Below are 25,438 nucleotides of genomic sequence, written 5' to 3'. Positions count from 1 at the left end.
GTGGACTCGTACCGGCGTCCCCGTACTCCAGGAGGAGAAGCCATGCTCGGCACCGACTTCCGCACCGGATCACCCAACTGGCTCGACCTCGGCAGCCCCGACACCGCGGCCGCCGCCGCGTTCTACGCCCGGGTCTTCGGCTGGAAGTTCGTCTCCGCCGGGCCCGAGGCCGGCGGGTACGGCTTCTTCCAGCTCCAGGGCAAGACCGTCGCCGCGCTCGGCCCGCTCACCGAGGAGGGCGCGCGCTCCGCCTGGATGGTGCACTTCCAGACCCCCGACGCCCGCGCCACCGCCGAAGCGGTACGGGCCGGGGGCGGGACCGTACGGATGGAGCCCATGGACGTCATGGGGGAGGGCTGGCTCGCCCAGTTCACCGACCCGCAGGGCGTGGAGTTCGCCTGCTGGCAGCCCGGCAAGACCGGTGGCCTGGGCCTGACCTCCGACGTGAACTCCCTGGTGTGGGTGGAGCTGCACGTGCCGGACCCGGTCGCCGACATCGCCTTCTACCGCGGCCTGTTCGGGTGGCGGCACTCGGAGATGCGGACCCCCGGCATGCTGTACCGGGTGCTCAGCATCGCCGACGGCGACCAGCAGGAGGGCTCCTTCGGCGGCGTCGCCCCGCAGGGCGAGGGCGCGGGCGGGGGATCGTCCATCGTGCCGCGCTGGGTGCCCTACTTCAACGTCGCCGACGTGGACGCCACCGTCATCGCCGCCGAGGGCGGGGGCGGCGAGGTCCTGATGCCGGCCGTGGACGTGCCGGCGGTCGGCCGGATCGCGTGGGCCTCCGACCCGGCCGGGGCGGTGTTCGCCCTGCTGAAGCCGGACCCGCAGATGTAGGCCGGTCTCAGTGGCCCCGGTACTTCGGCGTGCGGCGCTCCCTGAAGCTGGCCACGCCCTCGTTCGCGTCGGCCGTGGTCATGTTCAGCTCCTGGGCGGTGGCCTCGGCGGCCAGTGCGGTGGCGCGGTCGCTGTCCAGGGAGGCGTTGACCAGCTGCTTGGTCAGTGCCAGGGCGCGGGTCGGGCCTGCCGCGAGGCGCTCGGCCCAGGCGCGGGCGGTCCCCTCCAGCCCGTCGGCGGGCACCACCTTGTTGACGAGGCCGAGCCGGGCCGCCTCCTCGGCGGGGACGGCGTCGCCGAAGAACAGCAGCTCCTTGGCCTTCTGCGGGCCGAGGAGGCGGGGCAGGAGGTAGGCGCCGCCGCCGTCGGGGACGAGGCCGCGGCGGACGAACACCTCGATGAAGCGGGCGCCTTCGGCGGCGATCACCAGGTCGCAGGCGAGCGCGAGGTGGGCGCCGATGCCGGCGGCGGTGCCGTTGACGGCGGCGATGACGGGTTTCTCGCAGTCGAGGACCGCGGTGATCAGGCGCTGCGCGCCGAGGCGGATCATGCGGGAGACGTCGCCGGCCAGGCGGGGGGCCGGGGCCGGGGCCGGCGGTGCGGTGGGGGTGGCGGGGGGCTGGCTGCGCAGGTCGGCGCCCGCGCAGAAGCCGGCGCCGGTGGCGGTGAGGACGACGGCCCGTACGGCGGGGTCGGCGGAGGCCTCGGCGAGCAGGGCGATGACGTGCTCGCGCTGCTCCCAGGTGACGGCGTTCATGGCCTCGGGGCGGTTGAGGGTGATCCAGGAGACACCACCCTCCAGGCGGTGCAGGACCTCGTCCATGGGACTCCGTTCGGTCGGGGGTGGGGTGCGGCAAATTCCAGCCTCGCCGGCGTTGAGGCGCGGGTTCCGGGGCGGAGCCCCAGGGGGCCGGGGGCGCAGCCCCCGGGTTCCGGGGAGCGACCGGCCAGGTCAGCGGCAGATGGCGAGGGCGTCCAGAGCCACCGCCCCCTGCCCCCGGGGAAGCACCATCAGGGGGTTGATGTCCAGCTCGGACAGGACGTCACCCAGTTCCAGCGCCATCCGCTGGACCCGGAGGATGACCTCCACCAGCGCGTCCACGTCCGCCGGGGGTGCGCCCCTGACCCCCTCCAGGAGCGGGTGGCCGCGCAGCTCGGTCAGCATGTGGCGGGCCTGGTCCTCCCCGAAGGGCGGTACGCGGACGGCGGCGTCGTGCAGTACCTCCACCAGGACGCCCCCGAGGCCGACGGTGACGGTGGGGCCGAAGAGGTCGTCCTGGGTGACGCCGACGACCATCTCGACGCCCCGTTCGACCATCTGGCAGACGAGGATCCCGTCCAGCGGGATGTTCTCGTAGCGGGCGATGTCGGTGAGTTCCCGGTACGCGTCGCGGATCTGGCTCGCCGAGGTGAGGCCGATCTTGACCAGGCCCAGTTCGGTCTTGTGGCCCAGCTGGGGGCCCGAGGCCTTCATGACCACGGGGTAGCCGACCAGGCCGGCGGCCCGGACGGCCGCCGCCGCGCTGGTGACGAGCTGCTCGCGGGGGACCCGGATCCCGTAGGCCCGCAGGAGCTGCTTGGCCGCGTGTTCGCTGAGCTGCTGGCCGGGCCGCATCAGGGCCTGGGCCTTGCGGAAGGACGGGGAGGGGGTACGGGGGGCGTCGTCGAAGGGGGAGCGGTAGGAGGCGGTGAAGCGGTGGTGGCCGAGGTAGGCGCGGACGGCGGTGATGCAGTTGCCGAAGGTGCGGAAGGTGGCCACGCGGGAGGAGCCGAGCAGGGTGGTGCGGTAGGCCTCCTCGGTGCCGACGGGGGAGCCCCAGATGACGCAGACGAGTTTGTCGGTGGCTTCCGCCGCGTCCACCAGGTCCTGGGCGAGCTTGTCGCTCATCGGCGGGAAGGGGCCGGTGATCGGACAGATCAGGACGCCTACGGAGGGGTCGGCGAGGATCGCGTCGATGATCTTGCGGCCGCGCCAGTCGCCGACGGGGTGGCCGCCGTTGTCGACGGGGTTGGCCACGCCCAGGTAGTCGGGGATCCACTGGTGGAGTTCCTGCTGCTTGGCCGCGGAGAGGGTGGGCAGGGTGAGGCCCGCCTCGGTGGCGAGGTCGGAGAAGTGGGCGCCGGTGCCGCCGGAGATGGAGTAGACGACGACCCCGTCGGCGCGGGGCGGGCGGGCCCGGGCGAGGAGGGCGGCGGTGTCCTGGAGCTCGTCGAGTCCGTCGACGCGGATCACGCCGAACTGCCGCATGGCGGCGTCCACGACGGTGTCGGCCCCGGTGAGCTTGCCGGTGTGGGAGGCGGCCGTACGGGCGCCGGTCTCGGTGCGGCCGACCTTGACGGCGACGACGGGTACCCCGTTGCGGGCGGCCCGGTCGGCGGCGAGGAGGAACTGGCGGCCGTCCTTGAGGCCCTCGACGTAGCAGGCGATGGCCCCGATCTCGGGCTGTTCGGCGAAGTACGAGATGAAGTCGGAGGTCTCCAGGTCGGCCTCGTTGCCCGTCGGCGCCCAGTGGGAGAGGCGGATGCCGAGCTCCTGGAGGGTGTAGACGGGGCGGCCCTGGTGGCCGGACTGGGTGATGAGGGCGATGGCGGGGCCGTCGAGGTCCTCGCGGAACTCCTCGAAGGCGTTGAGGTTGGTGTTCGGGCCCAGCAGGCGCAGGCCGGAGCGCTGGACGGCGGTCGTCAGGCGGGCCTGGGCGGCTGCTCCCGCGGCGCCGGTTTCGGCGAAGCCGGAGGCGAAGGCCACCGCGAACTTCACCTTGGTGTCGGCGAGTTGCTCGATGACGGGGACCGGGTCCGAGACGAGCAGGACGGCGAGGTCCACCTGTTCGGGGAGGTCGGCCACGGAGGCGTGGCAGGGCAGCCCGAAGACGGTGGCGCGGGTGGGGTGCACGGGGTGGATGCGGGCCCCGACGCGCCCGGCCCAGGCGATGAGCTGCCGCGTGATGCCGGTGTTGGGTCTGCCGTCGGCGTCGGAGGCGCCGATGACCGCCACGGACTCGGGCCGGAAGAACCGGTCCAGGTCGGGCACATCGGAGTGCAGGGGCCGTCCGCTGACGTCCAGCTCGGCCGCGTCCCCGTCGGCCGGCGCCGCCGTGGAGTGGACGGCCGTCCTGGGGGTCTCCCCGCAGGCCTCGACACGTGCGCGGAAGTCGGTGGTGAGGGTGCCGTGAGTAGATCCAAGCATCGTTCCGCCCGCTCCTGCTCGATGAACCTCGATGAAATCCATAGCTGACGCGTAGTCAGATTACTGAACTGACGCGCCGTCAGGAACAGGGATGCGCAGGAAAGGTGGTGGAGGTGCTGTGTGTGTGCCTGAACGGTGGCAGAACCGCCCCGGGCCGGTCCAGACCCCTTTCGGCCTGGCCCCGCCGGCCCGGACCGCCCCGCCGTCCGCGAGCCCGAGCGGCGCATGTCGGCCCGCCTCTTCCGGCTCTTCGGCACGGTGATCGGCCTGTGCGGGTGCGTGCTCGTCCTGGGCGGCCTGGCGGAACTCCTCGGCTGACCCCGCCCGGCGGGAAGCCCCTGTCGACGAAGGCAAGATCCGGAAGAGACGGCCTAGGGGCGGGGCCCCGTGCGGGAGCGGGTCCGGCGCTCTCGCCGGGACAGGGCCTTCGCGATCCGTTCCGCGTCCCGGGCGAGCTCGCGGAGCATCCCGCTGATGGGGTTGGTGAACCCGGTGAAGTACAGGCCGGGGGCCCGCGCCGGGGTGCGGGGGCCGTGGACGAGGGGGCGGCCGCGCTCGTCCAGGACGCCGAGGTGGCCCACCAGGCCCTCCAGGGCCCGCCGGTAACCGGTCGCCGCGATCACCGCGTCCGGGGTGATCCGCGTACCGTCCGCCAGCACCACCGCGTCCCCGTCGAAGGAGGCGACGGCCGCCACCGGCTCCACCCGGCCCCGGCGCACCGCCTCGATCAGGCCCACGTCCTGCACCGGGATCGCCCCCTGCCGCACCCTGCTGTACAGGCCGGCCGGGGGCCGCGGCAGCCCGTACGCCGACAGGTCCGGGACCGAGGCCCGCGCGACCAGCGCCCCCAGCCGGTCCACGAACCGCACCGGCAGCCTCCGTACGAGGATCCCCGTGCGCTGCGCCGGCCACCCGGCCGTCGAGCGGCGCACGATGTGCGGGACGGTGCGCACCGCCAGCCGCACCCGCGCGGCCCCGCCCTCCACCAGGTCCACGGCAATCTCGGCGCCCGTGTTGCCGGCCCCGACGACGAGCACGTCCTGCCCGGCGTACGGCCCCGGCTCCCGGTAGGCGGCCGCGTGCAGCAGCCGCCCCGTGTACCCCGCGCGGCCCGGCCAGTCGGGGAGCGCCGGCGTGTGGTTGAAACCGGTGGCCACGACCACGGCCCCCGCGGCCAGCATCCGCCCGCCCGAGGCGTGCAGGGTCCAGCCCTCCCCGTCGGCGGCCCGCTCGATCCGGGTCACCTCCACGCCCGTGACCATCTCCAGGGCGTGGAACTCCGCGTACTTCTCCAGGTAGCGCACCACGTCCGCCCGGGCGACCCAGCGCCCGAACCGCCTCGGTATCGCCAGTCCGGGCAGGGCCGACAGGCGCCGGGTGGTGTGCAGGTGCAGCCGCTCGTAGTGCCCCCGCCAGGAGGCGCCGACGGAGCCGGACTTCTCGACGACCACCGCGCGCACCCCCCGGGCGCGCAGCGCGGCGGCGACGGCGAGGCCGCCCGGGCCCGCGCCGATCACGTACACGGGGCGGGGTTCGGTGGTGGTCAGGTCGGGCTCGGACATGAGCAGTGATCGTATCGACACACAGCGTTGATGGGTCTCGGACGAGGAGGGAATCGATTGCGGATCGATCACGGCCGTCGCAGCGCCCCTCCCGGCGTTGCTGCGCGACCGCCGGGCCGCCGCGCTGCCACAGTGGAGGGCCCCGGCCCGTCCCCGAGAGGAACGCGCGATGTGGCAGCCCGACGGGTGGGACGTACGCGTCCGCCTCGGAATCCTCACCCCGCACGCCGACGTCGGCCCCGAGTCGGAGCTGCGCGCCATGGCCCCGCCCGACGTGGGCCTGCACACCGCCCGGGTGCCGTTCGCCGCGATGGGCCGCGGGGGTGCGATGGACCCGGTCCTCCCGCTGGCCCCCGTACGCGCCTTCGCCGAGCCCCCGGGCGTGGACGAGGCCGCCGCGCTGCTCGCCGCGGCGCCGGTGGCGGCGATCGCCTTCGCCTTCACCTCCTCCGCCTACGTCATCGGGCCGCGCGGCGAGGGCCACATGCTGGCCCGGCTGGGGGAGCGGGCCCACGGGCTGCCGGTGGTCGCCACCTGCGCCGCCGCGGTCGAGGCCCTGCGGGTGCTGGGGGCCGGGCGGATCGCCCTCGTGGACCCGCCGTGGTTCGACGACACCCTCAGCGACCTGGGGCGCGGCTACTACGAGGACTGCGGGTTCGAGGTCGCGTACGCCGCCCCGTGCGGCCTCCCCAGCGGCCAGACACTGATCGGGCCCGCGGCCCTGCACGACTGGGTGGCGCCACGCGTGCCCGACGCCGCCGAGGCGCTGGTGATCGGCGGCAACGGCTTCCGCGCCGTCGGGGCGATCGGGGCCCTGGAGGCCACCCTCGGCCGGCCGGTCCTGAGCGCGAACCAGGTCCTGCTGTGGGCCGCGCTGCGCGCGGCGGGCGCGGAGACGGGCGGTGTCGCCGGGTACGGGCGGCTGTTCGCCCACCCCTGAGCCCGCCCATGAGGCCGCCCCTGAGCCCGCCCCCTGAGCCCACCCCCTGAGCCCGCCGCCGCGCCCGGCCCGCCGGCCCCGGGGCGCGGCCCCCCGTGCGGCCCCCCTTGCGGGATCGCCGCCGATCCGCTGAACTGACGTACCGTCAGATCAGTGGGTCGAGTGGGTGGGTGAGGGATGCAGACCATCTGGCTCAGCGGCGCCGAGTGGCTCGCCGTGCTGCGCATCGGACTCGGCCTGTGGTGGCTGGAGAGCTGGCGCCACAAGGACAAGAAGGGCTGGTTCGAGCGCGGCACCGGCATCGCCTGGGCCGCCGACGTCGCCGGAAAGCACCGCTGGCCCTTCGTGCGCAGCGGCTTCGACAAGGTCGTCCGGCCCCGCCCGAAACTGATGGCGTACGTCGTCGTCTACGCCGAACTCGCCCTGGGACTCGGCCTGGTCCTCGGCTTCCTGACCCCGGTGGCCCTGATCGGCGGACTGCTGCTGAACCTGCTCTACCTGGTGCTGATGATCCACGACTGGGCCGAGCAGGGCCAGAACGCGATGATGGCGCTCATCTCCCTCGTCGCCCTCTTCGCCATGGCCTGGCAGACCTGGTCCCTCGACGCGACGATCGGAATCCTCCTGTGAGCACCCCGCGCCACGACCTCCCGGAGCCGGACGAGTTCACCCGCCCCTACTGGGACGCCGCCGCGGCCGACCGGCTCCTGCTGCGCCGCTGCGCCGACTGCGGGCGGGCCCACCACTACCCGCGCGAGTTCTGCCCCTTCTGCTGGGCCGGAGAGGACCGGGTCGCGTGGGAGGAGGCGAGCGGCCGGGCGAGCCTCTACACCTGGTCGGTGGTCCACCGCAACGACCTCCCGCCCTTCGGCGAGCGCGTCCCGTACGTGGCCGCCGTCGTCGACCTCGCGGAGGGACCCCGGATGATGACGGAGGTCGTCGACTGCCCGCACGACGGCCTCCGCATCGGCATGCCCCTGGAGGTCACCTTCCGGGAGGCGTCGGACGGGGTCCGCGTGGCCGTCTTCCGCGCGGCCTGAACCCGCCGCGCGGGGCAGGGGCCCTACGGCCAGAGCAGTTCGCGCTCCCACGCCCCGCCGGCCGCGCGCCAGTAGCGCAGGCGGACGTGGCGCCGGGCTGCGTCCCCCTGGAAGAACTCCGCCTCGGCGGGATCGAGCACGTACCGGGTCCAGGTCGGCGCGGGCGCGTCCGGTTCGGTCCCGGCCCGCTCCCACGCCGCCGCCGAGGCCCGCGCCAGCTCCCCGGCCGAGCCCAGTACCTCGCTCTGCCGCCCGGTCAGCGCGGCCGCGAGCGCCCCGCGCGAGCGCACCGCCAGGTCCGCCCGGCTCTCCTCGGGCCCGCACGCGACGACCCGCCCCCGGATCCGGACCTGCCGGCCCACCGCGGGCCAGTAGAAGCACAGCGCCGCCTGCGGGTGCTCCGCCAGCTGGCGCCCCTTGGCGCTGGTGGCGTGCGAGGCGAAGTGCCAGCCGCGCTCGTCGGCGTCGTGCAGCATCAGGATCCGGACGTCGGGCCGCCCCTCTGCGTCCACGGTCGCCAGGCTCATGGTGTGCGGCTCGGTCTGCCCGGACCGGGCGGCCTGGACGAACCACTCCCGGAACAGGGCCAGCGGCCCGTCGGGAGCGGCCTCGGGGTCGAAGCCGGGGAGCTCGGTGTCCCACACCCGCAGGGAGTGCAGGGTGCTGTGGAAGTCGCTGGTCATGCGCCCAGGCTAGGGTGCCCGGCCATGGACATGCACAGAGTTGTGGCGCGGGGGCTGCTGGCCCTCGCCGTGACGGCCGGCGCCGCGGCGGCCGCCGTCCCCTTCTTCGACCGGCCCGGGGGCCTGGCCCTGCTGGCCGAGCTGAACCACCCCGTCCTGCTCGCCTGCCTGGCCGCCGTCCTCCTCGCCGGAGCGGCCCTGCTCGCCTCCCGCCGGGCCGCCGTCCGCAAGGGCGCGGGGCTCGCGCTGGCCGGGGCGGCCGTCCTGGGCGTGCTCGCCGTCCCCGCCTACGCGGTGGTCGCCGACCCCTTCCCGGACCGCGAGTGGGACGTCCCCGCCCCCGACGGGTCCGGCCGACGCCTCGTCGTGGAACGGGGCCTGGGCCTGGGCGACCCGGTCTGGCGGATCTACGTGGACTCCGGCCGCTTCCCGAACACCCGCCGCCACCCCGTCGCCGAGTACGCCGCCGGCTACCCCCGGGGCGTCCTGGAAGCCGGCTGGACGGACGCGTCCCACATCAGACTGATCGACCTCGACCACACCCACCACGACCTGCGCATCACCCCCGACGGCCGCCCCCTGGACCGCCTGACCTGGTAGCGGGACGGGCGGGGGCCTGCGCCGGGGGCCGGCATTCCGTCAGGCGATCGGGACCGCCGTGCCCGTGACCTCGATGCCCGCTGCGGGGTCTGCCGGTACGCCGACCGTGATCAGGCTCGGGCGGCCCATGTCCGCGCCCTGGTGGACGGTCAGGCGGGCCGGGGTGCCGATCAGGCCGAGGGCGCGCAGGTAGCCGCCGAGGGCCGCGGCCGCCGCGCCCGTCGCCGGGTCCTCGACCACGCCGCCGGGCGGGAAGGGGTTGCGGGCGTGGAAGACCGACTCCGACTCGCGCCGCACGAGGGTGATCGTGGTCCAGTCCCGGCGCGCCATCAGATCGGCGAGCGCGGCCCGGTCGTAGTCGAGGTCCGCGAGCCGCTCCCGGCTCGCCGCCGCGATCACCGGATGCCATGCACCGGCGTACGCCGCCCGCGGCGGCAGGGCCGGGTCGAGATCGGCGGGGGACCAGCGCAGCGCGGCCAGCAGCTCGGCCAGGTCGGCCTCCGCGAGGGCCTCCGTACGGGGCTCCACGCTCACCAGCGTGGCCGTGACGGCGCCGTCCGGGCCCACCGAGGTGGTCACCGGGACCGGGCCCGCCTGGGTGTGCAGCAGCAGGTCACCGGCGCCGTGCAGGCGGGCGTGGGCGACGGCGGTGGCGATGGTGGCGTGCCCGCAGAAGGGCACCTCGTTCTTCGGGCTGAAGTAGCGGATGTCGAAGGCGCCGTCCTGGCGCGGCACGACGAACGCCGTCTCCGAGTAGCCGACTTCCGCCGCGGTGGCGGCCATCGTCGCCTCGTCGAGGCCGGTGGCGTCCAGCACCACACCCGCGGGGTTCCCGCCCCGCGGGTCGGTGCTGAAGGCGACGTAGCGCAAGAGATCCATTCCCCGAACGTAGACGTACGGCCATGGGGCGTCAAAGGTGCGTGTACCCGTGCGTGTACCCGGTCGGGCGGGTGGCCGGGGTGGCTAACCTGGGCGGGTGAGCGAGATCGAACCGCCGCTGCTCGTGGACGTCCATCCCGCGCTGGTGTCGTTCCTGGACGCGGCACTGGTCGCCGAGGGCGAGCCCGCTCTGGCCCGCTCCCTGGCGGGGCTGCGCCTGCACGGGTGGTCCAGGTGCAGCCCGGCCTGCGTCCACCTCCGGACTGCTCCCGAGGGCCGGGCGGGCAGCACCTGGATCCACTTCGACGGCGACGTGGCGCCGGGGGTGTGGCTCCAGCCGGACCGGGAGCGTGAGTCGTTCGCCGGGATGGAGATCTGCGGCTTCGATTTGGGGCTACCGGCGGGGGCGGGGGCGGGGTCGGGGGCGGGGTCGGGAGACGGCGGGACTTGACCTGGTCCGTGTCAGGGAGGGTTTGGGGGTTTCCCGTCAGTCTCATCGTCCTTCCGCGTCGGGCCGGGCTGTCAAGGGCGCTCCCTTCGGTCGCGTCGCTTCGCGATGGCCTTCGGCCACCCTTGACAGCCCGTCCCGCCACGGAATGCCAAAGACTGCCGGGAAACCCCCAAAAGAACGGTCACGGGGGAAGTGAGGGAGGGGCGGGTGGCTCAGTGATGCGAGACCCGTCTTCGCCCGGTCCCGCATTCCGGCCCCGAATGGGCATCGGCCCGAGGCCAGGGCCGGCCCAGACCGCCCGACAGGACGACCAGGGCGTCCTGCGGGCCCCAGGGCGCGTCGGGTCGCTACGCGCTTCTCTCGGCATGGCGTCCGGCGGCCGTCTGGGGCTGGACATAAGCCGCCCACGGCCGAGAGTCTCTGTCCCTCACGCGAGCGCGGGTCGTTTGTCCTTTTTGGGGTGCTGGATGGGCCCCGAAGGGGCTCTGGTCGCGTCTCTCGGACTCTGCGGACGACTTTGTCGTCCGCAGAGTCCGACAAGAGTCCTCAGGGGAACAGGAAAGGCCCCAGGCGGCCGTCAGCCGCCCGACAAGCGGGACAATTGCTCGTCTTTGGCGGCTTATGTCCAGCCCCAGGCGGGCGGCAGACGCCATGCCGAGTGAAGCGCGTAGCGATCTGACGCGCAGGGGCCGGGAGGGAGCGGTTGGTCGATTCGGTCGCCGTTTGGGGTGGTCTGGCGGCCCCCGGCCCGGAATCTGATGGAAGTGGGGCCGCATCTCGGGTCCACCCAGGCGGGTCGGCATGGGCATCCCTGAGACACCCGCACGTCCACTCTTCCTCCCGGCCGTTTCCCTGGGGGCTTCCCGACAGTCTTTGGCATTCCGGGACGGGTCGGTCTGTCAAGGGTGGCCGAAGGCCATCGCGAAGCGACGCGACGAAGGAGCGCCCTTGACGGGCCGGCGCGGCACGGAAGGACAGTGGACTGGCGGGACGCCCCCAGCCCTTCCCTGATCCCGGCCAAGGGTGCGCCGCCGCCCCCCGACCCCGCCCCCGCCCCGCCCGCCCCTACCCCCGCCCCAGGATCACCGTTCCCGAGGAGCAGAACCAGCCTCCCGTGCCCGAGGCCAGGGCCACCTCGGGGAGGTGGCCGTCCCGTTTGGTGACCTGGCCCGGGCCCGCTTCGCCGCGGAGTTGGCGTACGGCCTCGACCAGCAGGAACAGGCCGCGCATCCCCGGGTGGCAGGCCGACAGGCCGCCCCCGTCCGTGTTGACGGGGAGCTCGCCCTCCCGCAGCAGGCGGCCCTTCTCCACGTAGGCCCCGCCCTCACCCTTCGCGCAGAAGCCGAGGTCCTCCAGGGTCACCAGGGTCATGTACGTGAAGGCGTCGTAGATCTCCGCCAGGTCCACGTCCGCCGGGGTCAGGCCGGCGCGTTCGAAGGCCAGCCGGCCCGAGACGGCGGCCGGGGAGACGGTGAAGTCCGCCCACTCCGACATCGTGGTGTGCGAGACGGAGGTGCCCGTGCCCAGCACCCACACCGGGGTCTTCGCCGTGTCGGGCACCAGGTCCTGGGCCACCAGGAGGACCGCGCAGCCGCCGTCCGAGCGGATGCAGCAGTGCAGCTTGGTGAAGGGGTCGGCGATCATCTCCGAGGAGAGGACCTCGTCCACGGTCAGCGGCGCGCGGAACATCGCGTCCGGGTTGGTGGCCGCGTTCGCGCGGGCCTGGACGGCCACCGAGGCGAGCTGCTCCAGCGTCGTCCCGTACTCGTGCATGTGGCGGCGCGCGGCCATCGCGTACTTGGAGATCAGCGTGTGGCCGTAAGGGACCTCGAACTGGAGGGGCCCCCGGGCGCCGAAGGAGAGGTTCGAGGTGCGGCGGCGGGCCTTGATGTCGGCGCGGGCGGTGGATCCGTAGACCAGCAGTACGGCGTTGGCGTGCCCCGCCGCGATGGCGTCGGCCGCGTGGGCGGCCATGACCTCCCAGGTCGAGCCGCCGACCGAGGTGGAGTCCACCCAGGTGGGGCGCAGGCCCAGGTACTCGGCCACCTCGACGGGTGCGAGGGTGCCCAGGCCGGCCGAGGCGAAGCCGTCGATGACGGAGCGGTCCAGGCCGGAGTCGGCCAGGGCCCGCCGGGCCGCCTGTGCGTGCAGGGCGTAGGGGGTCGGGCCGTCGACCCGGCCGCATTCCGAGAGCGCGACGCCCGCCACCGCGACCCGGCGGCGGGGGCGGGGTTCGGGTGCGTGGGACAGGGGGCCGGAGGCGGGTCCGGGTGTGGGTCCAGGCATGGGGGGACGGTACATCTGACGGTACGTCAGATGCTAGACCGCGTGCCGCCCGACCCCTGTGCATCTGGGTTCCGGCGGCCTAACATGACGCCCCGTCAGATTCGCCTCCCGGCCACCGCCGGGAGGTGCCCCCGGGAGGAGCCCGACGATGGACGCCGCCTTCACCGCGGAGCAGGACGAGATGCGCCGCACCCTGCGCGAGATCCTGGGCAAACGCTGCGGCCCCGACGAGGTCAAGGCCGCCGCCCGGACCGACACCGGGCACGACCGGGAGCTGTGGCAGCGGCTCGCCCGGGAGCTCGGCCTGCCGGGCGTCGCCGTCGCCGAGGAGTACGGCGGCGTCGGCTGCACCCCCGCCGACCTGGCCCTGGCCTGCGAGGAGACCGGCCGCGCCCTGCTGCCCTCCCCCCTGCTCGCCACCGCCGCGCTCGCCGTTCCGCTGATCGCGGCCCTCGGCACCGCCGCCCAGCGCGCCGCACTGCTGCCCCCGCTCGCCGCGGGGGAGTGGACGGCGGCGCTCGCGGTCCCGGGCCCCGCCCTGGCCACCGCCCTCGGCCTGACCGGCGAGAACGCCCCCGGCGACTGGGCGGGCGGGGGCCGCGCGGGCGGGGTCCAGGCCCGCGCCGCCGGGAGCGGTTCGGCCGGGAGCGAACCCGTCGGCGGCGACCCCGCAGGGGCTCCCGCCTGGCGGCTCTACGGAGAGGTCGCGCAGGTGCTCGACGGCCACAGCGCCGACCTGCTCCTCGTCGCCGCGCACGCCGGAGGCTTCGCCCGCAGCCGGACCCTGCTGTTCCTGGTGCGGGCGGATGCGCCCGGTCTCGTACGCACCCGGCAGCCCACCCTCGACGAGACCCGCCCCCAGGGCCGGGTCCAACTGCGCGACGTACCCGCGGAACCGCTCGGCGCGGAAGGCGCCGATCCGCTGCCCGCCCTCGCCGCGACCGGGCGCACCGCCGCCGCCGTCCTGGCCGCCGAGGCGGTCGGTGCGGCGGACCGGGCGCTGGCCCGTACGGTCGAGCACGTCTGCCGGCGCGAGCAGTTCGGCCGGGCCATCGGCTCCTTCCAGGCGGTCAAGCACCGCCTCGCCGACCTCTACGTACAGATCCAGGCGGCGCGTTCCGCCGCCTACTACGCCGCCTGGGACCCGGACCAGGGCGCACTGGCCCTGGCCCAGGCCCTGGAGGCCCTGCGGGCCACGGCGGGCGAGGCGGTCCAGTTGCACGGCGGCATCGGGTTCACCTGGGAGCACGACGCCCACCTGTACTTCAAGCGGGCGGCGGCCGACGACCTGCTCTTCGGCCCCGTCCACCGGCTCCGCGCCCACGCCGCGCAGCGGTCCGGGCTCTTCACCCCGACCTCCGGCACGACCGGCAACGAGAAGGCGGCCGTCTGATGGCTCCCGGCGTCAAGTTGATCCAGAAGGTCTCCTCCACCCTCCTGTTCGCGAGGATCGCACCCCACTTCATCCCCGCCATGGACAAGGCGGTGCACCGCCTGACCCGTGGAAAGGTCCTGCTCAGCGCCCGGATGCTGCCCGGGGTGATCCTCACCGCGAAGGGTGCGAAGACGGGTGAACCGCGGACCACACCGCTCGCGTGCATGCCGGAGGACGGAGGCGTGAGCTGGCTGCTGATCGGCTCCAACTTCGGCCGCCCCGGCCACCCGGCCTGGACCGGGAACCTGCTCAAGCATCCGGACGCGGACGTGAACTGGCAGGGGCGGGACATCGCCGTACGGGCGCGGCTGCTGGAGGGGGCCGAGCGCGCGGCGGCGTGGCAGGCGGTGCTGAGGTTCTGGCCGCCGTATGCGACGTACCAGGCGCGCATCGAGCGCGAGATCAGGCTGTTCCGTCTGGAGCGGCGCTGACGGCGCTGACGGCGCTGGCGGCGCTGACGGAGCTGACGGCGACAGCGGCGCGGGCGGCGCTGATCGCGGACGTGGCGGAAGTGGCGGACGGGCGGGCAAGGCCGGCGGACCCTCGGTGAGGGTCCGCCGTCACTTGGTGGGCTTCTTCCCGGTGATGCCCAGGTGCACGAGCAGTGCCAGGTTGGGCTTGAGTTCGGCCTGCTTGACGCCCCAGGTCTGGAAACCCTTCTGGTGCGAGGCGACCGCGGCCAGCATCGCGACCAGTGATCCCGCCATGGCCGCCGGGCTGAGGTCCTTGTCGACCTTGCCCTTGGCCTGGAGTTCCTTCATCGACTCCGTGAGGGAGTTGGTGACGGAGTTCAGGATCTTCATGCGGATCTTGTAGAACCGCTTGTCGCCCTCGGCCGCGCCCAGGTCGACCACCCGCAGGATGGCGTCGTTGCGCCGCCAGAACTCCAGGAATCCCTCGACGAGTTCCTCGGCGGTCGCCCAGCCGGCCTTGCCGACCCAGTTGCGGCCCTCGACGAGCGCGGTCAACTGCGCGCCCTCCGTGGCCATTTCCTCGGCGATCTCCAGGACGGCGCCTTCGACGTCCGGGAAGTACTGGTAGAAGGTCGCGGGGGAGGTGCCGGCCTTGCGGGCGACGTCGATCACTTTGACGTCACGGTACGGCGAGGAGCTGAGCATCTCACTGAGGCAGTCGAGCAGCTTCTGCCGCGTCGCCTGGCCGCGCCGGCCGGCGACACGCCCGTCGACGGTGCGTACTTGTCCTGTCATGCCGTCAGCTTACCGAGGGGGGATCGGCGCGCTATTCGGCCGCCTGCAAATGGGGTTACGCACCCGCCGACCTGGTGGGAAGCGCCCGCGCGGAGCGCCGGACGGCGAATTCCGGCCGGGGCGGGCCGGCCCCGGCCGCGGTCGGGGCCGGGCGTGCGGGCGGCCCGACCCGGGCGTGCGGGCCGTACGGGTCCACACGTATCGTGGCGTATCCCCCGAATAGTCTTATCAACAGGCTGTGGACAAGTTTTCGTGCGGATCATGTCTGATACGCACGAAAACAGTACGATCCCGGCAACGGAAGGGAATCCGCCCCATGGCCGCATTCGCGGAAGGCTCGCCCTGCTGGGTCGACGCCTCGCTCCCCGACGTCGAGGCGGGCAAGCGGTTCTACGGTGAGCTCTTCGGGTGGACCTTCGCCGACAGCGCGGGACCCGCGTACGGCCACTACACCCAGGCCTACAGCCGCGGCCGCAACGTCGCCGCCCTCGCCCCCAAGCCCGACGGCCGCATGCCCACCGTCTGGGGCGTGTACCTGTACACCACCGACGCCTACGCCTGCGCCCAGCGCATCCGCGCCGCCGGCGGCCAGATGGTCATGGACCCCCAGCCCGTGGGCCCCTACGGCACCGCCGCGATGGCCGCCGACCCCGGCGGCGCCGTCTTCGGCCTCTGGCAGCCCGGCACCCACCACGGCTTCGACGCCCAGCAGGAGCCGTACACGTACTGCTGGTCCGAGGTCTACACCCGGGCCCGGGACGCCGTCGACGCCTTCTACGCCAAGGTCTTCGGCTACGTCCCCGAGGACCAGGACGACCCCGAGACCGGCATCGCCTACCGCGTCTGGTCCCCGCCCGGCGCCGCCCCTGGCTCCGACACCGCCGTCCTCGGCCGCACCCTGATCACCGACGCGTTCCCGGAGATCATGCCGGCGCACTTCCTCGCCTACTTCGCCGTCCCCGACTGCGACCAGTCCGTCGCCACCGTCCAGCGGCTCGGCGGACGCGTCACGGCCGACCCGTTCGACACGCCGTACGGGCGGATCGCGGTCGTCGCCGACAATCAGGGAGCCGTGTTCGGACTGCTCTCGGAGCCCCGGGTGAAGACCGGCGCGTGAAGGCGGGGGCGGGAGCCGGGGCCGGACCGGGCGCGGGCCTGACAGAATCGGGCATGCGCGACCGCGGGCCACGCCCGCGGTGAGGTGGAGCGGGTCCGGCAGGGGACCCGTACGGGGAGGTGTGGAGGCGAGTGGTGGAGCAGCTGACGCAGCACGACCCGAGACGGATCGGCCCCTTCGAGGTGCTGGGACGGCTCGGCGCCGGCGGCATGGGGCTGGTCTATCTCGCACGGTCGGCATCCGGCCGCAGGGTGGCCATCAAGACGGTGCGCACCGAGCTCGCCGAGGACCAGCTGTTCCGGGTGCGCTTCACCCGCGAGGTGGAGGCGGCGCGCGCCGTCTCCGGCTTCTACACGGCCGCCGTCGTGGACGCCGACCCGCGGGCCGCCGTCCCGTGGCTGGCCACCGCGTACGTCCCGGCGCCCTCCCTGGAGGAGATCGTCAACGAGTGCGGGCCCATGCCCGCCCAGGCCGTACGGTGGCTCGCGGCCGGCATCGCCGAGGCCCTCCAGTCCATCCACGGCGCGGGCCTGGGCCACCGCGACCTGAAGCCCTCCAACGTGCTCGTCGTCGAGGACGGCCCGCGCGTGATCGACTTCGGTATCGCGAGCGGGGTCTCCAACACCCGCCTGACCATGACGAACGTGGCCGTCGGCACCCCCGCCTACATGTCGCCCGAGCAGGCGAAGGACTCGCGCAGCGTCAAGGGCGCCAGCGACATCTTCTCCCTCGGCTCCACCCTCGTCTTCGCCGCGACCGGGCACCCGCCGTACCACGGGGCCAACCCCGTCGAGACGGTGTTCATGCTGCTGCGCGAGGGCCCCAACCTGGAGGGCCTCCCCGACGAGCTGCGGCCGCTCATCGACTCCTGCATGCAGATGGACGCCACCTTGCGTCCCACCCCCGCCGACCTCCAGGCGCAGCTGGCCCCGCACCTCTTCGAGGGCGGCGACGAGAGCGGCACGGCCTCGGCGTGGCTCCCGGAGCGGGCCGTCGCGATGATCGAGGCCCGCCGCGCGGGCCACCGTACGGCCGCCACCGCGCCGGTCGTCCCGGCCCAGCCCCCGGCCGGGCCCCGGTCGGCTCCGCGGTCCGGGCCGGCTTCCGGTCCGCAGTCCGGGCCGGCTTCCGAGGGGGCCACGCACCGCCGGCCGCGCGGCGCCGCCGACCCGTGGGTCGACCCGCGCACCGGGCAGGCGCTCCCGCCGCGCCCGGACCGCCCGCCGATGGCCCCGGTCGCCGCCTCCTCGGCGCCGGGCGCGCCCGTCCTGGTCGGCGGTTCCCCGGTTCCGATCGGGCCCGGCCCGCGTGCCACGGCCGCCTCCGCCGCCGGGCACACCGGCGCCGATTCCGCGACCGGCTGGGTCCGCCCGCCGGCCGGTACCCCGGCCGCCGCCGCGCAGGCGCCCGTCTCCTCGGCCTCGGTCCCGGCCCCCGGACCGTCCCCGGACAGCGGCCGCTGGCGCCCGTGGCGCTTCCGCATGTCCAACGAGGTGTGGGGCACCCCCACCGTCGCGGGTGACCTGCTCTACGTCACCTCCTTCGAGGTGCACGCCCTGGACGTCGGCAGCGGCCGCCGCCAGTTCAAGACGCGCGACGTCGCCTGGTCCATGGCCGTGGCCGACGGCCGCATCCACGCCTCCGACGGGCCGTCCCTCTACGCGCTCGACGCCACCGACGGCTCCGAGCGGTGGCGGCTGTCCACCGACGCCTGGGTGTACGCCCTGCGCGCCGAGCGGGGCACCGTCATCACCGCCACGCGCGGCGGCGGCGTACAGGGCTGGGAGGCCTCCAACGGCCAGAAGCTGTGGGAGCTGACCGGCGCGCAGTCCGACTTCGAGACCCCGGAGGCGGCCCCCGTCCTGAAGGACGGCACCGTCTACGTCTGGCAGGACGCCCGGCTGCGCGCCCTCGACGCCCGCTCCGGCCAGGAGGCCTGGTCCTACCCGGTCGGCGACGCGGCCTCCTGCGGCAACGTCCCCGTCCGCGTCACCCCGGCCCCCGACGGCAACGTCTACGTCAGCGCCGGCACCCGCGTCCTGTCCGTCGACCGGGCCTCCGGCCGGGTCCGCTGGCACTTCGAGGCCCCGGCCGTCTTCCTGGCGCCCCCGGCCTTCGCCCCCGGCCCCGCCGTCACGGGCGGCGGGGTCTACCTCGCCGACTACCTGGGCACCGTCTACGCCCTGGACGCCGCCACCGGCAAGGACCGCTGGCGCATCGCCACCGAGCCGCGCCCGGCCGCGGACCCGGTGCTGGTCGCGGCGGGCAACGTGCACCTCGGCGCGGGCAGCGCCCTGTACACGCTCGACGCGGTCACCGGCACCCCGAAGTGGCGGTTCGCGGCGGGCGGCGAGATCACCGGCTCCCCGGCGGTCGCGGACGGCCGGGTCCACTTCGGCTCCGCCGACCACTGCCTCTACACCCTGGACGCGGCGGGCGGCCAGCTCCGCTGGAAGCTGGCCACGGGCGGCGAGATCACCGGTGCGCCGGTGGCGGAGGCGGGCGTGGTGTACGCGTGCAGCAAGGACCGCTGCGTGTACGCCCTGGACGCGGCGAAGGGCACGGGCACCCGTACGTCCTCCTGAGCTCCGGCGGGTCCGGCGGGGTCGCCTTACGCGGTGCGCGTAAGGCGACCCGCCCCCCTCCAGGTAGCGCACGGCACCAGGAGTGACAGGATGGACCCCATGAGCAACGTCTTCTTCGACATCAACATCAACGGCGCCCCGGCCGGCCGCATCGTCTTCAACCTGTTCGACGATGTCGTCCCGCAGACCGCGCGCAACTTCCGCGAGCTGGCCACCGGCCAGAACGGCTTCGGCTACGCCGGCTCCGGCTTCCACCGCATCATCCCGCAGTTCATGCTGCAGGGCGGTGACTTCACCAACCACAACGGCACCGGTGGCAAGAGCATCTACGGCGAGAAGTTCGCCGACGAGAACTTCAACCTGAAGCACGACCGCCCGTACCTGCTGTCGATGGCGAACGCCGGCCGCAACACCAACGGCTCGCAGTTCTTCATCACCACCGTCGTCACCCCGTGGCTGGACGGCAAGCACGTTGTCTTCGGCGAGGTCGTCGAGGGCCAGGCCCTGGTCGACCAGATCGAGGCCCTGGGCTCCCAGTCCGGCGCCCCCAAGGGCAAGGTCGAGATCGCGTCCTCCGGCGTCGTCGACGCCGCCTGACCCCTCCTTCCCGCCCGGCCCCGCCCCCCTCACCGGGGGCCGGGGCCGTCGCCGTTTCAGGGAGCGCTGCAGCCCTCCCGGCATCCGGTCGAGGTCACCGTCCCTTCACGGACAGCTCGGCCCAGACCTGCTTGCCGGGACCCCCGCGGGCCGCGACGGCCCAGCGGTCGGCGATGGCCTCCACCAGAAACAGCCCGCGCCCGCCGTCCGCGTCGGGCTCCGGCGGCCTGGCCTGCGGCTGTCCGGCGCACGCGTCGTGGACCTCGATGCGCACTCCGTCGCTCCGCCGCACGTACCGGGTCTCGATCTCCCGGTCCCGGGGTGTGGCGGCGTGCCGAACCGCGTTGGTGAGCAGCTCGGACGCCACCAGCAGCGCGTCCCCCTCCAGCTCGGAGAGTCCCCAGGCGGCCAGGGCCTTGCGGAGCTCGGCACGTGCCAGCGGTACGCACCGCGTCTCGCGCCGCCATCGTCGTACCACTTCGACGTGACCCACCGGTAAACCGATAAAATTCTCCATGCTGACGCTCCTTCGAAGCGCTGGCCATGCCCCCGGACCGTTGGCGCGGTCGCGGGGGTTTATGCGTGCATCGAGAGATTGGACCGGTGGACCGGTCCAGTCACCCCCCCCTGGCCCATCGCATAGTTGTCCGTGCGCTCCCACAGGCCCTCCGGGGTGACGCCTTCCTCGCAGACCAGGACCCCTCCGGCTGCGTCATGGGCGGTGTGCAGGACCACCGCGACGGCGCAGGGGCGTTTCACCTGAAGGAGTTCCGCCTCCGCGGTCGTCGCCAGGCGCACCGATGTCGTATCGGTCCCACTGACCGGCAGGCGGCCCGTGGTGCGGCGTACGTAGTGCGTCGTGCCTTCGGCGATCGGCCCGTTCTGGTGCAGGCGCGGGCACGCGTCCGCGATCTCCGGCGGGAACCAGGCGGCCACGTGCGAATGCGGCCCGCCGTCCTCGGCGAGGATCAGCCGGGCCCGGTGCAGAGCCCGCAGGCCCGGCGCCAGACCGAGGGCATCGGCGACGTGGGACGGAGGCACCAGCATCTCCGGCGTACCGAGCCGACGGTACGGGGCGGCTCCCTGGAGCCGGCTGGTTCCCGTGCCCCGGCCTCCCGCCGGCCGGGCCAGCGGCGCCTGCGTCACGACGAATCCGCGGCCCTGGTGCGGCACCACGAGCCCATCGGCTCGCAACACCTCCATGGCCTTGATGGCCGTCGCCCGCGAGACCGCCCACTGCTCGCACAGGTCACGGCTGGACGGGAGGAGGTCCCCGGGACCGAACTCGCCGTCAGCGACCCTGCGTCGCAGGCTTTCCGCGATGTGTTCGTACTTCAGAAGAGGCATGTGCGTTCCTCGATGCGAAGGGCCAACCGGTTGACCGGTCAGGCTAGGGGGTACCGCACCTTGCGGCCAGCGTCGAGAATCGGGACATGCCTCCCTACTCCGTTGGCCCAGAGATCATCGCCTTCTACAGCGAGACGATCGACGAATCCGACCGGCTGAGCACCAGTGCGGACGGAGTGCTCGAAATGGTCCGTACCCAAGAACTCCTGAGGCGTCATCTCCCCGCCGCGCCAGCCCGGATCATCGACATCGGGGCAGGCCCCGGCGCGCACGCCCGGTGGCTGGTCGAGGACGGGTACGCCGTCGACCTCGTCGACCCGGTGCCGCGGCACGTCGAGGAGGCCACGGCCGCAGGGTTGCACAGCGTCATCGGCGACGCCCGTGCGCTGACCGCCGATGACGACACCTACGACGTCGCGCTCGTGCTGGGCCCGCTGTACCACCTGATCGACCACGGCGACCGGATCCGGGCACTGCGCGAGGCCGCCCGCGTCGTCCGCCCGGGCGGGACCGTGGCGGCCGCCGCCATCGGCCGCTACGCGTCCCTCTTCGAGCACGTCGCCACCACCAGGCTGGCGATCGACGCGGTACGGGACGCCGTCGCCGACGTCCTCGTCAGCGGGATCCACGAAGCGGGCCGCAAGGGCTTCACCAGCGCCTACTTCCACACCGGCGAGAGCCTGCACGGGGAGATGCGCGAGGCCGGACTCCGGACGCCGGTCGTGTACGGCGTCGAGGGCCCGGCCTGGGCCGCGCTGAAGGCGGCCGAACAGCACAGCGGGGACGGTCTGGCCGGCTCGAAGCTGTTCGACGCGGCCCTGACCGCCGCGCGTCTGGCCGAGCCCCACCCCGACCTGCTCGCCGCGAGCTCGCACATGCTCGCCGTGGCCACGGTGCCGTAGCCGTCGCCGTTTTACGGGGTGCTGCGGGCCGATTCGACGCGGGTGCGGAGGGCCTCGTTCATTCTTGTGAGGTTGCGGGCCGTGGCGTTCAGGGTCTTGGTGCGGAAGGGGACGAGGAGGCCGCGGAAGCGTTCGCCGTGTTCCAGGCGGGTGGTGCGGTTCGGGCCCTCGGCGAGGCGGAAGTAGTGGAGGCGGTCGAAGAGCCCGCGGACCGGGAGGCGGTGGGCCCAGCGGAACTCGACGTTGCGTGCGACCAGCAGGACGGTCGGCCGGAAGGTGGCCGGCTTCCCCGACTCCGGGTACGCCATCAGCTCCAGCCGGGTGCCGGGCACGGCCTCGCCGACGGCCTGGCGGATGTACGGGTTCCAGACGCAGTAGCGGGGCAGGTCGATCAGCGTCGCCCAGACCTCTTCGGGCGACGCGTCGATGGTGATCTCGGTGGCGATGGTGCGCACTGGTGCCGTGCTCCTCGTGGTGGTCGGTGCTCACCGAAGGGACGCGGGTGGTGCGGGTGCCGCCGGGTTCGGGTGTCCCGGGATGGAACCACGGTTTCCGGGGTGGGGAGGTGCCTCTCGGGTACGTCTTCGCTGGTGGCGCAGAGAGTGGAGAAGGGCGCTCCGGTTGTGGGGTGGGTGTGTGCCGATACGTCGGGCGGGCGTTCGAACCGGGGCGGGCCGGGCTTGATAGCGTGACCCGCCATCGGTCTCAGGGGGAGGGTCCACGTCATGCTGGCTGGAACGGCACGCCGCGTCAGGTTCGGCACGGTGCTCGCGGTGGTGGTCCTGAGCCTGACCGGGTTCTCCACCCATGGGGGGAGCAGCGGCAGCGGCAGCGGCGGCGGCTGCTCCAGCTCGAAGAGCTCCGGCACGGCCAAGAGCAGCGGCAAGAGCAGCAGCAAGACCACCAAGAAGAGCTACGGCGGCACCGACGCCACCCCGGCCGCCTCGCCCTCGCCCACCGGACCCCCCGCCACGACCACCCTGATCTCCTGCGGTGACGTGACCGACCCGTCCACCACCGTCGAGGTGACCTCCCTCCTCGGCCGGGCCGCCACCTTCGAGGTGTCCATGTACCGCGAGGAAGCGGGCGGCGCCGTCATCGAGACGACCTCCGGCAGGATCGCCCTGCCGGCGCACGGGACCGGCAGGACCGTCATCGCCATGAAGAACCGGGCCCGGGCCGACGCCGTGGCGGCGTGCCGGATCAGCGCCGTGCACGTGGTCCCGGACGCGAGCGCCACCCCCGGCGCCACGCCGAGCCCCGCGCCCGGCACGGACAGGTCCGGCTCCAAGTCCACCCCGAAGCCCGGGCCGAAGGCCACCGGCAAGGCCGCCGCCACGTCCCGCCCCTGATCAGCGCAGCCGGAACCCCGCCCCCGCCCGCCGGGACCCGAAGAGCTCGGGCTGCCGCTCCGGCGGCAGGTTCCCCAGGGCGATCAGCGCCGGCGCCTGGTCCAGGGCCTGCGCCAGCGCGGCCCGCTTCGCCGACCACAGTGCCCGTACCGTCCCCTGCACGGCCTCCGTCGGGAACCCGGCCAGCGTCCGCGCCGACCGCAGCGCCGCCTCCAGCAGTTCCCCCGGCTCCGCCAGCTCCGAGACGAGGCCGATCTCGTGGGCCCGCCGCGCGGAGAGCCGTTCCGCCGTGCCCATCAGGGACATCCGGGCGACCTCCCCGAAGGGCATGCGCTGCGCCATGTACACGGCCTCGTAGGCGCTGACCATGCCGTAGGAGGTGTGCGGGTCGAAGTAGGTGGCCTCCGTGGAGGACACGATGAACTCCGCCTCGCCCAGCAGGTAGAAGGCCCCGCCGCAGGCCATGCCGTTGACCGCGGCGATCACCGGCTTCCACAGGTCGCAGGACTTCGGCCCGATGGTGAGCAGCGGGTCGTCCACCGAGTACGGGGAGGCGGGCTGCGGAACCCGCGCCGAGCGGTCGATCCCGGTGCAGAACGCGGCCGTCCCCGCGCCCGTGAGCACCACCGCCCGTACCTCCTCGTCCGAGCGGAACTCCCGCCACACCGCGCTCAGTTCGGCGGCGGTGTCGAGGTCGACGGCGTTGTGCCGGTGCTCGCGGTCCAGGGTGACGACGGCGACCCCGGCCTCCTTCTCCCGCTCCACCCGTACCGTCACGCCTTCTCCAGGATCCAGCGCGGCACGGTCACCCCGCCGGTCTCGGCGAAGACGACCTGGACCTTGGCCCCGATGCGCAGCCGGGCCGGGTCCACCGAGTCCAGCGGGGCGTCGGCGGAGGTGACCAGGTTCCCGGCGAGCCGGATGTGGGGGGCCTCGGCGAGCTCCACGAGGATGACGTTGTACGGGGCCTGCGCGGCGTACGCGGGCAGCAGCGGGGGGTGCGGCCGTACGTAGGACCAGATCCGGCCCCGCCCGCTCATCGGGCGCCACTCGCTCTCGAAGGACTGGCAGTGCGGGCAGCAGGGGCGGGGCGGGAACCGCAGGCGGCCACAGGCGGCGCAGGCCTGGATCCGCAGTTCGCCCCGGGCGGCGTACTCCCAGAAGGGGGCGCCGTCCTCGTCGGGGACGGGCAGGAGCAGCCCGTCGGCGGGCGCGGTCGTCGTCATGGTCGGCTCCTCAGGCTCGCAGCAGGATCGCGGACGTCGGGACACCCTCGCCCGCCGTCACCAGGCAGGTCGCGGCGTCCGGCACCTGGGCGGTGGAGATGCCGCGCAGCTGCTTGACGCCCTCGTTGATCAGGTTGAAGCCGTGCACGTAGGCCTCGGAGAGGCCGCCGCCGCCGGTGTTGATCGGGAGCCGGCCGCCCATCTCCAGGGCGCCGCCCTCGGTGAAGGCCGCGCCCTCGCCGCGCCCGCAGAAGCCGTAGCCCTCCAGGGAGAGCGGGATCAGGGGGGTGAAGGCGTCGTAGATCTGGGCGACGTCCACGTCCTGCGGCCCGAAGTCGGCCTGCTTCCACAGGTGGCGGGCGGCGGTCCAGGCGGGGCCGGAGAGGGGGTCGTCGTTCCAGTAGTTGACCATCCCGTGGTGCTGGGCGGGCAGGCCCTGGGCGACGGAGTGCACGTAGACGGGCTTCTGCCGGCAGTCGCGGGCCCGCTCGGCGGAGACGATCACGCAGGCCAGGGCGCCGTCCGTCTCCAGGCAGTTGTCGAAGAGGCAGAGCGGGTCGCTGATCATGCGGGAGGTCATGTACATCTCGCGGGTCAGCGGGCGCTCGTACATCATGGCGGCCGGGTTCTCGTTGGCCCGGTTGCGGCAGGCCATCGCGACGTTGAAGAGGTGGTCGCGGGTGGCGCCGTACTCGTGCATGTAGCGGCGGGCCAGCATGCCGATCTCGTCGGCGGGGCGCAGCAGGCCGAAGGGGCGGGTCCACTGGCCGGGGGTGGGGAGCTGGACGGCGGTGTTCTTCCAGGGGCGGGGGCCGGAGCCGCGCTTGCGGGAGCGCCAGGCGACGCCGACGGTGGCCTGGCCGGTGGCGACGGCGGCGGCGAGGTGGCCGACGGTGGCGCAGGAGCCGCCGCCGCCGTAGCCGACCTTGGAGAAGAAGGTGACGTCGCCGGCGCCTATCGCCTTGGCGACCTCGACCTCGTCGGTCTCCTCCATGGTGTAGGAGGCGAAGGCGTCCACCTCGGCGGGGGCGATGCCGGCGTCGGCGAGCGCCGCGAGGATGGCGCGGCAGGCCAATTCCTTTTCGGACTGGGGCAGTTGTTTGGCAAAGGCGGTCTGGCCGATGCCGACGATTGCCGTAGCGTCCTTGAGCGTTGCCGCCATCGCCACCTCCGGGGTGTGCCAGTACTGACAGCCGCGAAGGCT

26 protein-coding genes are annotated in these 25,438 nt (G+C 73.8%); 13 read left to right on the top strand and 13 right to left on the bottom strand.

Going from position 1 to position 25,438, the window contains the following annotated elements; all coding sequences use genetic code 11:
• The first annotated feature begins 42 nt into the window (after positions 1–42).
• Positions 43–837 carry a VOC family protein gene (locus SLAV_RS16685; RefSeq protein WP_030241125.1) on the top strand — a complete coding sequence of 265 codons (795 nt, stop codon included), beginning with the start codon at positions 43–45 and terminating at the stop codon, positions 835–837.
• A 7-nt stretch (positions 838–844) separates the two neighbouring features.
• Here the strand turns inward: SLAV_RS16685 and SLAV_RS16680 are convergent, their stop codons facing one another.
• The 3 genes from SLAV_RS16680 to SLAV_RS16670 all read right to left on the bottom strand — a co-directional run bounded on the left by SLAV_RS16680 (position 845) and on the right by SLAV_RS16670 (position 5,586).
• A complete protein-coding gene (locus SLAV_RS16680; RefSeq protein ID WP_030241123.1) occupies positions 845–1,660 on the bottom strand; it encodes an enoyl-CoA hydratase/isomerase family protein in 816 nt (271 codons plus the stop codon).
• 129 nt (positions 1,661–1,789) lie between these two features.
• Positions 1,790–4,024 carry an acetate--CoA ligase family protein gene (locus SLAV_RS16675; protein ID WP_030241121.1) on the bottom strand — a complete coding sequence of 745 codons (2,235 nt, stop codon included), beginning with the start codon at positions 4,022–4,024 and terminating at the stop codon, positions 1,790–1,792.
• A 371-nt stretch (positions 4,025–4,395) separates the two neighbouring features.
• On the bottom strand, positions 4,396–5,586 hold the full coding sequence (locus SLAV_RS16670) for a flavin-containing monooxygenase (RefSeq protein ID WP_030241119.1): 1,191 nt from the start codon (positions 5,584–5,586) through the stop codon (positions 4,396–4,398).
• Positions 5,587–5,755: 169 nt separating this feature from the next.
• Between SLAV_RS16670 and SLAV_RS16665 the strand changes: the two genes are divergently transcribed.
• The 3 genes from SLAV_RS16665 to SLAV_RS16655 all read left to right on the top strand — a co-directional run bounded on the left by SLAV_RS16665 (position 5,756) and on the right by SLAV_RS16655 (position 7,566).
• Entirely contained in the window at positions 5,756–6,526 is a 771-nt protein-coding gene (locus SLAV_RS16665; RefSeq protein WP_030241117.1) for a maleate cis-trans isomerase family protein, read from the top strand.
• Positions 6,527–6,703: 177 nt separating this feature from the next.
• Entirely contained in the window at positions 6,704–7,156 is a 453-nt protein-coding gene (locus SLAV_RS16660) for a DoxX family membrane protein (RefSeq protein ID WP_030241115.1), read from the top strand.
• The gene (locus tag SLAV_RS16655; protein WP_030241112.1) at positions 7,153–7,566 is read left to right on the top strand and encodes a Zn-ribbon domain-containing OB-fold protein; all 414 of its coding nucleotides are present in this window, start codon (positions 7,153–7,155) and stop codon (positions 7,564–7,566) included. Before SLAV_RS16660 ends, SLAV_RS16655 begins: the two co-directional genes overlap by 4 nt.
• A gap of 23 nt (positions 7,567–7,589) precedes the next feature.
• Here SLAV_RS16655 and SLAV_RS16650 read toward each other — a convergent pair whose 3' ends face one another.
• Positions 7,590–8,249 carry a pyridoxine/pyridoxamine 5'-phosphate oxidase gene (locus tag SLAV_RS16650; RefSeq protein WP_030241110.1) on the bottom strand — a complete coding sequence of 220 codons (660 nt, stop codon included), beginning with the start codon at positions 8,247–8,249 and terminating at the stop codon, positions 7,590–7,592.
• Between the two features lie 24 nt (positions 8,250–8,273).
• Between SLAV_RS16650 and SLAV_RS16645 the strand changes: the two genes are divergently transcribed.
• Complete coding sequence (locus SLAV_RS16645) at positions 8,274–8,849, top strand: hypothetical protein (RefSeq protein ID WP_158741003.1); 576 nt, start codon at positions 8,274–8,276, stop codon at positions 8,847–8,849.
• Positions 8,850–8,888: 39 nt separating this feature from the next.
• On the opposite strand, the gene SLAV_RS16640 is transcribed toward SLAV_RS16645, so the two are convergent.
• The gene (locus SLAV_RS16640) at positions 8,889–9,728 is read right to left on the bottom strand and encodes a PhzF family phenazine biosynthesis protein (RefSeq protein WP_030241106.1); all 840 of its coding nucleotides are present in this window, start codon (positions 9,726–9,728) and stop codon (positions 8,889–8,891) included.
• A 97-nt stretch (positions 9,729–9,825) separates the two neighbouring features.
• Between SLAV_RS16640 and SLAV_RS16635 the strand changes: the two genes are divergently transcribed.
• Positions 9,826–10,179, top strand: coding sequence for a hypothetical protein (locus SLAV_RS16635; protein WP_030241104.1), 354 nt, complete (start codon positions 9,826–9,828; stop codon positions 10,177–10,179).
• 1,065 nt (positions 10,180–11,244) lie between these two features.
• Here the strand turns inward: SLAV_RS16635 and SLAV_RS16630 are convergent.
• On the bottom strand, positions 11,245–12,465 hold the full coding sequence (locus SLAV_RS16630; RefSeq protein ID WP_051841268.1) for a thiolase C-terminal domain-containing protein: 1,221 nt from the start codon (positions 12,463–12,465) through the stop codon (positions 11,245–11,247).
• A gap of 148 nt (positions 12,466–12,613) precedes the next feature.
• Between SLAV_RS16630 and SLAV_RS16625 the strand changes: the two genes are divergently transcribed.
• Together SLAV_RS16625 and SLAV_RS16620 are read left to right on the top strand one after the other, a co-directional pair.
• Positions 12,614–13,858, top strand: coding sequence for an acyl-CoA dehydrogenase family protein (locus SLAV_RS16625; protein WP_030236539.1), 1,245 nt, complete (start codon positions 12,614–12,616; stop codon positions 13,856–13,858).
• Positions 13,858–14,331: a nitroreductase family deazaflavin-dependent oxidoreductase gene (locus tag SLAV_RS16620; RefSeq protein ID WP_030236531.1), complete on the top strand. Its 474-nt coding sequence runs from the start codon at positions 13,858–13,860 to the stop codon at positions 14,329–14,331. The genes SLAV_RS16625 and SLAV_RS16620 overlap by 1 nt, the downstream gene beginning before the upstream one ends.
• Before the next feature lie 129 nt (positions 14,332–14,460).
• Here the strand turns inward: SLAV_RS16620 and SLAV_RS16615 are convergent, their stop codons facing one another.
• A complete protein-coding gene (locus SLAV_RS16615; RefSeq protein WP_030236522.1) occupies positions 14,461–15,108 on the bottom strand; it encodes a TetR family transcriptional regulator in 648 nt (215 codons plus the stop codon).
• Between the two features lie 316 nt (positions 15,109–15,424).
• Here SLAV_RS16615 and SLAV_RS16605 point away from each other — a divergent pair, with 316 nt between their 5' ends.
• The 3 genes from SLAV_RS16605 (at position 15,425) to SLAV_RS16595 (ending at position 19,407) form a co-directional block, all read left to right on the top strand.
• Positions 15,425–16,225: a VOC family protein gene (locus tag SLAV_RS16605; RefSeq protein ID WP_030236519.1), complete on the top strand. Its 801-nt coding sequence runs from the start codon at positions 15,425–15,427 to the stop codon at positions 16,223–16,225.
• 131 nt (positions 16,226–16,356) lie between these two features.
• Entirely contained in the window at positions 16,357–18,810 is a 2,454-nt protein-coding gene (gene afsK, locus SLAV_RS16600; protein WP_208754736.1) for a protein serine/threonine kinase AfsK, read from the top strand.
• Between the two features lie 99 nt (positions 18,811–18,909).
• Entirely contained in the window at positions 18,910–19,407 is a 498-nt protein-coding gene (locus SLAV_RS16595) for a peptidylprolyl isomerase (RefSeq protein WP_030236514.1), read from the top strand.
• Positions 19,408–19,501: 94 nt separating this feature from the next.
• Here the strand turns inward: SLAV_RS16595 and SLAV_RS16590 are convergent, their stop codons facing one another.
• Positions 19,502–19,900: an ATP-binding protein gene (locus SLAV_RS16590; RefSeq protein WP_244225242.1), complete on the bottom strand. Its 399-nt coding sequence runs from the start codon at positions 19,898–19,900 to the stop codon at positions 19,502–19,504.
• Between the two features lie 83 nt (positions 19,901–19,983).
• Positions 19,984–20,754 carry a GntR family transcriptional regulator gene (locus SLAV_RS16585; RefSeq protein ID WP_051841267.1) on the bottom strand — a complete coding sequence of 257 codons (771 nt, stop codon included), beginning with the start codon at positions 20,752–20,754 and terminating at the stop codon, positions 19,984–19,986.
• An 86-nt stretch (positions 20,755–20,840) separates the two neighbouring features.
• Here SLAV_RS16585 and SLAV_RS16580 point away from each other — a divergent pair, with 86 nt between their 5' ends.
• On the top strand, positions 20,841–21,656 hold the full coding sequence (locus tag SLAV_RS16580; protein WP_030236507.1) for a class I SAM-dependent methyltransferase: 816 nt from the start codon (positions 20,841–20,843) through the stop codon (positions 21,654–21,656).
• 11 nt (positions 21,657–21,667) lie between these two features.
• Here SLAV_RS16580 and SLAV_RS16575 read toward each other — a convergent pair whose 3' ends face one another.
• A complete protein-coding gene (locus tag SLAV_RS16575; RefSeq protein ID WP_030236503.1) occupies positions 21,668–22,111 on the bottom strand; it encodes an SRPBCC domain-containing protein in 444 nt (147 codons plus the stop codon).
• Between the two features lie 270 nt (positions 22,112–22,381).
• Between SLAV_RS16575 and SLAV_RS16570 the strand changes: the two genes are divergently transcribed.
• On the top strand, positions 22,382–23,008 hold the full coding sequence (locus SLAV_RS16570; RefSeq protein ID WP_051841266.1) for a hypothetical protein: 627 nt from the start codon (positions 22,382–22,384) through the stop codon (positions 23,006–23,008).
• Here SLAV_RS16570 and SLAV_RS16565 read toward each other — a convergent pair whose 3' ends face one another.
• From SLAV_RS16565 to SLAV_RS16555, 3 genes are read right to left on the bottom strand one after another with little or no spacing between them, the layout of a single operon-like run.
• Positions 23,009–23,785, bottom strand: coding sequence for an enoyl-CoA hydratase/isomerase family protein (locus tag SLAV_RS16565; RefSeq protein WP_030236498.1), 777 nt, complete (start codon positions 23,783–23,785; stop codon positions 23,009–23,011). It lies immediately after the preceding gene.
• Entirely contained in the window at positions 23,782–24,234 is a 453-nt protein-coding gene (locus SLAV_RS16560) for a Zn-ribbon domain-containing OB-fold protein (RefSeq protein ID WP_030236495.1), read from the bottom strand. Before SLAV_RS16560 ends, SLAV_RS16565 begins: the two co-directional genes overlap by 4 nt.
• Positions 24,235–24,244: 10 nt before the next feature.
• The gene (locus SLAV_RS16555) at positions 24,245–25,396 is read right to left on the bottom strand and encodes a lipid-transfer protein (protein ID WP_030236493.1); all 1,152 of its coding nucleotides are present in this window, start codon (positions 25,394–25,396) and stop codon (positions 24,245–24,247) included.
• Positions 25,397–25,438 lie beyond the last annotated feature (42 nt).

This window comes from Streptomyces lavendulae subsp. lavendulae (assembly GCF_002803845.1).
Classification (GTDB): Bacteria; Actinomycetota; Actinomycetes; order Streptomycetales; family Streptomycetaceae; genus Streptomyces; species Streptomyces lavendulae.
The sequence above is the reverse complement of the archived record's forward strand: the minus strand, read 5'-3'. Positions and strand labels throughout refer to the sequence as shown.

Coding starts and splice junctions, on each gene's coding strand:
- SLAV_RS16685 (WP_030241125.1), top strand. CDS start 43: ATGCTCGGCACCGACTTCCGCACCGGATCACCCAACTGGCTCGACCTC.
- SLAV_RS16680 (WP_030241123.1), bottom strand. CDS start 1,660: ATGGACGAGGTCCTGCACCGCCTGGAGGGTGGTGTCTCCTGGATCACC.
- SLAV_RS16675 (WP_030241121.1), bottom strand. CDS start 4,024: ATGCTTGGATCTACTCACGGCACCCTCACCACCGACTTCCGCGCACGT.
- SLAV_RS16670 (WP_030241119.1), bottom strand. CDS start 5,586: ATGTCCGAGCCCGACCTGACCACCACCGAACCCCGCCCCGTGTACGTG.
- SLAV_RS16665 (WP_030241117.1), top strand. CDS start 5,756: ATGTGGCAGCCCGACGGGTGGGACGTACGCGTCCGCCTCGGAATCCTC.
- SLAV_RS16660 (WP_030241115.1), top strand. CDS start 6,704: ATGCAGACCATCTGGCTCAGCGGCGCCGAGTGGCTCGCCGTGCTGCGC.
- SLAV_RS16650 (WP_030241110.1), bottom strand. CDS start 8,249: ATGACCAGCGACTTCCACAGCACCCTGCACTCCCTGCGGGTGTGGGAC.
- SLAV_RS16645 (WP_158741003.1), top strand. CDS start 8,274: ATGGACATGCACAGAGTTGTGGCGCGGGGGCTGCTGGCCCTCGCCGTG.
- SLAV_RS16640 (WP_030241106.1), bottom strand. CDS start 9,728: ATGGATCTCTTGCGCTACGTCGCCTTCAGCACCGACCCGCGGGGCGGG.
- SLAV_RS16630 (WP_051841268.1), bottom strand. CDS start 12,465: ATGCCTGGACCCACACCCGGACCCGCCTCCGGCCCCCTGTCCCACGCA.
- SLAV_RS16625 (WP_030236539.1), top strand. CDS start 12,614: ATGGACGCCGCCTTCACCGCGGAGCAGGACGAGATGCGCCGCACCCTG.
- SLAV_RS16620 (WP_030236531.1), top strand. CDS start 13,858: ATGGCTCCCGGCGTCAAGTTGATCCAGAAGGTCTCCTCCACCCTCCTG.
- SLAV_RS16615 (WP_030236522.1), bottom strand. CDS start 15,108: ATGACAGGACAAGTACGCACCGTCGACGGGCGTGTCGCCGGCCGGCGC.
- SLAV_RS16605 (WP_030236519.1), top strand. CDS start 15,425: ATGGCCGCATTCGCGGAAGGCTCGCCCTGCTGGGTCGACGCCTCGCTC.
- SLAV_RS16595 (WP_030236514.1), top strand. CDS start 18,910: ATGAGCAACGTCTTCTTCGACATCAACATCAACGGCGCCCCGGCCGGC.
- SLAV_RS16585 (WP_051841267.1), bottom strand. CDS start 20,754: ATGCCTCTTCTGAAGTACGAACACATCGCGGAAAGCCTGCGACGCAGG.
- SLAV_RS16580 (WP_030236507.1), top strand. CDS start 20,841: ATGCCTCCCTACTCCGTTGGCCCAGAGATCATCGCCTTCTACAGCGAG.
- SLAV_RS16570 (WP_051841266.1), top strand. CDS start 22,382: ATGCTGGCTGGAACGGCACGCCGCGTCAGGTTCGGCACGGTGCTCGCG.
- SLAV_RS16560 (WP_030236495.1), bottom strand. CDS start 24,234: ATGACGACGACCGCGCCCGCCGACGGGCTGCTCCTGCCCGTCCCCGAC.
- SLAV_RS16555 (WP_030236493.1), bottom strand. CDS start 25,396: ATGGCGGCAACGCTCAAGGACGCTACGGCAATCGTCGGCATCGGCCAG.